5 protein-coding genes and 1 pseudogene are annotated in these 7,703 nt (G+C 40.8%); all 6 read left to right on the top strand.

Features of this window, described 5'->3' with window-relative positions; genetic code table 11:
- Positions 1–283: 283 nt before the first annotated feature.
- On the top strand, positions 284–859 hold the full coding sequence (locus tag ACFSKL_RS17625) for a Crp/Fnr family transcriptional regulator (protein WP_376887829.1): 576 nt from the start codon (positions 284–286) through the stop codon (positions 857–859).
- Between the two features lie 71 nt (positions 860–930).
- The gene (locus ACFSKL_RS17620; RefSeq protein WP_376887827.1) at positions 931–2,232 is read left to right on the top strand and encodes a parallel beta-helix domain-containing protein; all 1,302 of its coding nucleotides are present in this window, start codon (positions 931–933) and stop codon (positions 2,230–2,232) included.
- 3 nt (positions 2,233–2,235) lie between these two features.
- On the top strand, positions 2,236–3,390 hold the full coding sequence (locus ACFSKL_RS17615; protein WP_376887825.1) for an SO2930 family diheme c-type cytochrome: 1,155 nt from the start codon (positions 2,236–2,238) through the stop codon (positions 3,388–3,390).
- Positions 3,391–3,643: 253 nt separating this feature from the next.
- Positions 3,644–3,883 (top strand): annotated as a pseudogene (locus ACFSKL_RS17610) (hypothetical protein); the annotation flags it as partial.
- Between the two features lie 653 nt (positions 3,884–4,536).
- Positions 4,537–5,379: a glycoside hydrolase family 16 protein gene (locus ACFSKL_RS17605; protein ID WP_376887822.1), complete on the top strand. Its 843-nt coding sequence runs from the start codon at positions 4,537–4,539 to the stop codon at positions 5,377–5,379.
- A gap of 161 nt (positions 5,380–5,540) precedes the next feature.
- Complete coding sequence (locus tag ACFSKL_RS17600; protein WP_376887819.1) at positions 5,541–7,676, top strand: S9 family peptidase; 2,136 nt, start codon at positions 5,541–5,543, stop codon at positions 7,674–7,676.
- Positions 7,677–7,703: the final 27 nt, after the last annotated feature.

The raw sequence follows: 7,703 nt of genomic DNA, 5'->3' as shown, positions 1-7,703 counted from the left end.
TTTTTTTTTTTTTTTTTGAAACATTTTTCGAAAATCTATTATAGCTTAAAATCACTTTTAGTTACTTAATGGATTTTGGTTTTGCAGGACATGATTTTTTATTTCATATAGAATACTTGTTTGTTATTTTGTGATTTCTTATTTTTATATACATTTATATTTCAATAACTTTCGAATGGCAATGTTGTATGGAGTGTCAGGAGAGCTATAATTTTCTTATCTATCGAATATCTCGATATAGTTGTGAAAAATCTTGAAATTTCCAAATCTCAACAATACTATCATGACCAAGAATAAGAGCATATTATACAAGGCTTTTGGACAATATTCCGACCTGAGCGGTGCTGTGATGGAGCAATTTGAGGAGATAATGGTGGAACGTCTGTTTGCTCGTGGGGAATTACTGGTCAGGGAAGGCGATTTATGTGACAGATTGTTTTTTATTGAACAAGGGGTGGTGAGAAGTTATCATTATAGAGAGGTGAAAGATGTGACGATTAGTTTTGCCCAATCTGGAGATTTTACGACCTCCATGTCTGGTTTTGTCACAGGGAAGCCATCTTACGAATATATAGAGGCACTCGAAGACACCACTGTATTGGAGTTGGGCAGGGGTCAACTCTTAAAACTCTTCGAGGTAGCACCGCAGTGTGGTGATGTCTATCGACAGATGTTGGAGGCATATTATGTCAGATTGGAGGAGCATTTTATTTTTTCTAAGTTCAAGACAGCTAAAGAACGGTACTTTGAACTTATAGAAGGAAATCCCCAAATTATCAGGAGTGCTACTATAGGACAAATTGCATCTTATTTGGGTATAAGTATAGAAACATTGAGTAGAATAAGGGCTGGACGGTGATTTTTTGACTTTTGTCAAATGTTAGCTATCAAGTATTTAGGTAACTTTATGGTAAACAAAGAAAGATAACCATGAAGATTTTCTTATCGATAAAATTTTTGCTTGTGTGTACCGTCGCAGGCAGTATCCTCATCAGTTGCAATAGCAAAAGCTCCGAAATGACTTTTGATTCCAGCAAGCTTCCCAGGGTCGGGCAAGAAGAGATAGAGAAAGTGATAGAAGCATTTATACTGGCAAAAGATGGGGATGTAGTAGAAATACCTGCTGGATTCTATAACCTTAAAACCCAATTGATATTGGACAATAAAAAGAATATCACTATCAGGGGGGCTGGTATGGCAGAGACCGTACTTTCTTTCAGGGAGCTGAGGACAGGAGGTGAGGGCGTCAAGCTGGTAGGTGAAAACATAAAGATTGAGGATCTGAGCATTGAAGATGCCCCCGGAGACGGGATCAAAAGCCAGCATTGCGATGGGATCACTTTTAGAAGGATCAATGTGACTTGGACCAATGGTGACAAGTCAAAAAACGGAACCTATGCAATATATCCTGTCCAGTGCAAAAACGTGATGATAGATGAATGTATAGCTTCGCATTCCAAAGATGCCGGAATATATGTGGGGCAGTCCGAGAATATTATAGTCAAAAACTCTTTGGCATTTGGCAATGTTGCGGGGATTGAGATCGAAAACTCTGACAATGCCGAGGTATTCGGGAATACAGCAAGGGATAATGCAGGAGGAATCTTGGTTTTCAATCTTCCCGGACTTCCCAAGGCTGAGGGACATGGTACGAAGATTTATGACAATGACATCATTTCTAACAACCACGTCAACTTTGCCACTCCCCTAAATGAGGATCCCAATGGGAATACAGTCACGATGATACCACCAGGTTCGGGACTGATATTGTTGGCAGCCAAGGATGTGGAAATCTACAACAACCGTATCCATGAAAATAAAACGGTGGGGATAGTTATTGCCAACTACCATATTACCGGATTTCCAACTGAGGCGCCAGACTGGTCTCCGTTTACTTCCAATATCTACATTCATGACAATGAATACAAAAGGACGATGAAAATCCCCGACTTGACCAAAGAGTTTGGTCAATTGATTTCCATCTACAATGCCCATGGGAAAGGCAAAACACAAGATATCGTCTATGATGGATTTTGGGATAAAAGTATCAGCGATGATATCAGTACCAACCCTATGAAGCTATGTATCAAGGAAGCCGACATGGCCTCGCTCCATTTTACCTTGTTTGATCTTTGGGAAGGAGAGGAGAATATCAAATCGTCTAAGGAGTTTGGTTCATTTGACTGCCAAGGTGAAATCCAGACAAATGTAAGTGCAATCGTAAACATGTAGTAGATGAAGTATCAATTGATAGGAAGTTTGCTCGTGTTGGCCACGTTGATAGCCTCATGCCACACATCCAATGAGGGCAGTCAAGCGGAAGGAATTATAGAATACGGGGATTGGGAAGCACCAGAATTGGATCTTGATCAGCTGGATTTTAGCCAGATTCCCTTTAAGAAGCTTTCTGATTATGGTTTTTTCAAGGGGAAGATGAGGGATTTTGATGCCGCTGACGGTCTAATGCTTTATGAGCCAGTATCCTCACTCTTTACAGATTATGCTTTCAAATCCAGATTTGTGTGGATTGCCAATGGCAATAGCGCTCAGATCAGCGATGATCCCGAAGGGACTGTAGAATTTCCTGACAATACCGTATTGATAAAGAATTTTTACTACCCTGTAGACTTTAGGGATCCGGAAGGGAAGGTTAGGATTATAGAAACCCGACTTCTGGTAAAAAGGGATGGGGACTGGGAAGCTTTTCCATATATCTGGAACCAAGACCAGACGGATGCAGTATATAAAGTAGTGGGAGCCGAGATTCCTGTGGGATGGATTGATAAGGAAGGGAAAGAACAGCTGATCAATTATATAGTGCCCAACAAAGCCCAATGCAAGAGCTGTCATAATGTGGGTGAATCCATGATGCCGATTGGTCTAAAGGCCAAGCATCTCAATCATGACATTATCCGGAATGGTACAGCTGTCAATCAGCTTAGTGTATGGGAGAAACATGGCTATCTTGAAGGCATAAAGCCAGTAACTCAGTATCCTGCTATGGTAGGTTATGAAGACGGGACTTCAAGTTTGGAATTGAGGGCTAGGGCATATTTAGACATCAACTGCGCCCATTGCCATCGGGCAGAGGGACCAGCAAGTACATCCGGATTATTTTTGAATTATGAAGAACAAGATGCCATGAAACTTGGCGTGTTCAAGACCCCGGTTGCTGCGGGTTTTGGTGCGGGATCTTTCAAATACGCTATTTTTCCAGGAAAGTCAGACGAATCGATCTTGACTTATAGGATGGGAACCAACCTCGTAGGAGCAGCTATGCCTGAGATCGGAAGGGTGACTGTACATCATGAAGGGTTGGAGCTAATCAAGGAATGGATCGATGCGATGACTGATGGACAATCCTCCCGCAAGGGAGTTGGAAGTAGATAAAAAGCAATGGTTTAATTAATAGATCAGAAGAGACAATTTATTTAGCTTTACAATCCTAACCACATTCACCATGGATAAACCAATTCAAAACCTCTTAATATTAAGCGTAGGTATGAGTATAGCATGTTCCCAACAAGAACCAGAATTTAAGCTCCCAGATGTATAGCCACCAGTGGCGACAGTCAAGCCATTTGAGATTACAGCCAAGCACAGACATACCCGGGTTGATGGTTACTATTGACTCAATGATGGGGAAGACCAAGAAGTAATCGGTTATCTGAATGCGGAAAATGCATATCTCGATACCATGATGGCCCATACAAAGGGATTCCAAGAGGATCTCTTCAAAGAAATGAGAAGTAGGATCAAGGAAGACGATGAGGTCTCGCAGAGATCGCAAAGATGCAGAGATGCGCTGAGGATAGTAGATGCGGGATTACAATCAAGTATCTGGCGAATTCTTGATTCATTATTCGGAGTTCAAAATTCATAATTTAAAAAATGTCGATCCCCCCGATAGCTATCGGAGCCACCGGGAGAATTTTAGATATCGACTCTTCTTTTCCCTATAAGTTGGATGATTATTATTACTACTCCAGATATGTTTAGGGAGGGGAATACCCAATCTATGCACGTAAGAAGGGATCCCTGGATACCAAAGAAGAAATTGTCATGGATGGCGATGAACTGGGGAAGGATAAGTCTTATTTGAATTTTTTCCTGTTTTGTGCGGGTGTATTTTAGTTTAAAATTAAGTAGTTGAATTTCATTGATTTAAATTATTTGATTTTGTGTCTTTGGGTGTCTCCGGCTATTTTTATTTATCAAAAAATGAAGATCTGGTAAATTTTTGAGACGCTTTATAAAAAGGCTTAGGATTTAAATAGATGGGTGTTTTTATTGACTGAGCCGACTCTTCGGTTTTAAACGGCAACCTACTTCACTTTTTCAATCCGCAATATCCCAATATTACTTCATAAAAAAGTTCGCACCTTCTTTTCGTAGTTCTTACCATTTAAAACCGTTCCTGCCTGCCGGCAGGCAGGTTGACAAAGTGAGAATAGTCGAACTCAGGTTTAAGGGAAGTGTGGACGTTTGGTGCTGAATATTAATCCTTAACTTTGTGATGTACTTATAACTGTCTTGATGCCAAAATTCTCTTTGTTTGCCTTAGTCATTTCGATCCTCTTTACTTTTATGAAGGATATGTCTTTAAAAGCCCAAAGCCAAAATAATTGGACTCTGGCATGGTCAGATGAGTTTGATTACAAGGGACTTCCAGATTCTTCAAAATGGACTTATGAAATAGGGTACATCCGCAACCAAGAAAAACAATACTATACAGGTCCGCGGTTGGAAAATGTAGAGGTCAAAAGAGGTAAGTTATTCATCACGGGTAGAAAGGAAAAATATCCCAATGAAGCTTTTGAAGCTGGATCTAAAGATTGGAAAAAAGCGAGTCCTTTTGCGGATTATACTTCGGGATGTATCATCACAGAGAAAATCAATGCCTGGCAGTATGGCCGGATAGAAGTCAGGGCTAAATTGCCTAGAGGCAATGGTGTATGGCCGGCAATTTGGATGCTTGGGGATGATTTTAGTGATATAGGATGGCCAGACTCTGGGGAGATCGATATCATGGAACACGTAGGTACAGATCCTCGAACTGTACACGGTACGGTTCATTACCCCATTGCAAATGATCAGGGATATAAATCAGATGGTGGAAAATTCTCCAAAAAGGGACCTTTTAGGAAATATCATGTCTATGCCATAGAATGGTCAGAAGCTCGGATTGATTTTTACATTGACGATGTCAAGTACCATTCTTTTGAAATTGATAAAGCTGGTGAAGGGTCGGACAATCCATTCCGAAAACCGTACTACCTTTTGATTAATCTTGCCATGGGGGCCAAGTGGCCAGGTCCAATCGATGACAAAGTATTGCCGCAGCAATTTGTGATAGATTATGTAAGGGTTTATCAATGAGCTATCAGTGTTTCGATTTTGCTTTTTCCAAGTTGGTTCCTTTTTTTGAATGGGGTTTTTATATTTGCAGTTTTCTACGAATGTAAAGCAGGGTGAGCTTAAATCTAAATGAAAATCTGACTTTTCTTTTTTTTATATTTACAATCCTAACCACATTCACCATGGATAAACCAATTCAAAACCTCTTAATATTAAGCGTAGGTATGAGTATAGCATGTTCCCAACAAGAACCAGAATTTAAGCTCCCAGATGTACAGCCACCAGTGGCGACAGTCAAGCCATTTGAGATTACAGCCAAGCACGGACATACCCGGGTTGATGATTATTATTGGCTCAATGATAGGGAAGACCAAGAAGTAATCGATTACCTGAATGCGGAAAATGCATATCTCGATACCATGATGGCCCATACAAAGGGATTCCAAGAGGATCTCTTCAAAGAAATGAGAAGTAGGATCAAGGAAGACGACTCTTCTGTTCCCTATAAGTTGGATGATTATTATTACTACTCCAGATATGTTGAGGGAGGGGAATACCCAATCTATGCACGTAAGAAGGGATCCCTGGATGCCAAAGAAGAAATTGTCATGGATGGCAACGAACTGGGGAAGGGTAAGTCTTATTTGAATTTTTTCACTTCGGTAAGTGAAGACCATAATTTGGCTGCGATTATCATGGATACTGTGGGCAGGAATTTTTACACAGTCGTGATTAAAGACCTACAGACAGGTGAGATGCTACCTGATAGAATTGAAAATATCAGGAGCAGTGCCGTATGGGCAAATGATAATAAATCATTCTATTATTCGATTCCTGATCCAGTTACTTTGAGGAATTTTCAAGTAAAGCGGCATGTGCTAGGGGAAGATGCTTCCAAGGATGAAATTATATTTGAGGAAAAAGACCAAACCTTGAGTTGCGGTGTAGGGAAAACCAAATCCAAAAAATATATCATCATCGGTTCAGGGCGAACAGATGCATCTTATGCGATGTATTTGGAAGCTGATAAACCAGGGAAGCTCAAGCCCATTGCCCCACTTCAAGATAATGTCCAGTATGATGTGGACCATGCAGGAGGAGATCGGTTTTATATCTATACCAATCAAGATGCAGTCAATTATAGACTTGTGGAAGCTCCAATTTCCAACCCATCTCCATCAAATTGGAATGACGTGATCCCAAACAGGCCGGATATCTTTTTGGAAGGTGTAGATTACTTTAAAGATTACATGGCTGTGCAAGAAACCAAAGAAGGCTTGGCCAAAATCAGAATCATCAAATATGAAGATCAATCCGAGCATGAGTTGGAGTTTGGGGAGCCTGCTTACACGGCTGGGCTGGGGTATAATCCTGCATTTGATACAGATGTGTTAAGATATTCCTATACTTCCATGACTACGCCTAATTCTGTGTATGACTATAATATGGGGAGCAGGGAAAAGACATTGATGAAAGAACAGCCTGTGTTGGGTGATTTCAACAAAGAAAATTACCAAACAGAAAGGGTGATGGTAACCGCGAGGGATGGGAAGAAAGTCCCAATGTCAATCGTGTACCACAAAGATAAATTCAAAAAAGATGGGAGCATGCCTGGTTGGATTTATGCCTATGGCTCATATGGTTACTCTATGGACCCGACCTTTAGTAGTACCAGATTGAGTTTATTGGACCGGGGCTTTGTATATGCGATAGCCCACATTCGTGGTGGACAAGAGATGGGGGGAGATTGGTATGAGGATGGAAAAATGATGAATAAGAAGAATACATTCACGGACTTTATAGACTGCTCCAAATGGCTACAGGAGAATAAGTATGTAGCCAAGGATAGATTGTTTGCATCAGGTGGAAGTGCGGGTGGATTATTGATGGGAGGAGTCTTGAATATGGCTCCTGAAGTATACCGTGGGGTTATAGCAGCAGTGGCGTTCGTTGATGTAGTCACTACCATGATGGATGAGACGATTCCTTTGACTACTTTCGAGTGGTTGGAATGGGGTAACCCAAATATTCAGGAACAATACGAATACATGTTGTCATACTCTCCGTATGACAATGTGGAGGCAAAAGATTACCCCCATATTTTGGCCACTACTGGCCTTCATGATTCGCAGGTGCAATATTGGGAACCAGCCAAATGGGTTGCCAAACTGAGGACTTTGAAAACAGATGACAATAGGTTATTCCTATATACAAATATGGATGCTGGACATGGCGGCGCAAGTGGACGTTTTGAAAGCCTTAAAGAGCTTGCCAGGGAGTTTGCCTTTGTTTTTGATATTTTGGGTATCAAAGAATAAGAACATATATTTTAGCTAGGATGTCCG

This window comes from Belliella marina (assembly GCF_042682445.1).
GTDB classification, from domain to species: Bacteria; Bacteroidota; Bacteroidia; order Cytophagales; family Cyclobacteriaceae; genus Belliella; species Belliella marina.
Note: the sequence above shows the minus strand (reverse complement) of the source record. Positions and strands in the feature narration are given on the sequence as shown.

Bases quoted from the DNA above. Each gene is read 5' to 3' on its own strand.
- ACFSKL_RS17605 (WP_376887822.1), top strand. From the start codon at position 4,537: ATGCCAAAATTCTCTTTGTTTGCCTTAGTCATTTCGATCCTCTTTACT.
- ACFSKL_RS17600 (WP_376887819.1), top strand. From the start codon at position 5,541: ATGGATAAACCAATTCAAAACCTCTTAATATTAAGCGTAGGTATGAGT.
- ACFSKL_RS17620 (WP_376887827.1), top strand. From the start codon at position 931: ATGAAGATTTTCTTATCGATAAAATTTTTGCTTGTGTGTACCGTCGCA.
- ACFSKL_RS17615 (WP_376887825.1), top strand. From the start codon at position 2,236: ATGAAGTATCAATTGATAGGAAGTTTGCTCGTGTTGGCCACGTTGATA.
- ACFSKL_RS17625 (WP_376887829.1), top strand. From the start codon at position 284: ATGACCAAGAATAAGAGCATATTATACAAGGCTTTTGGACAATATTCC.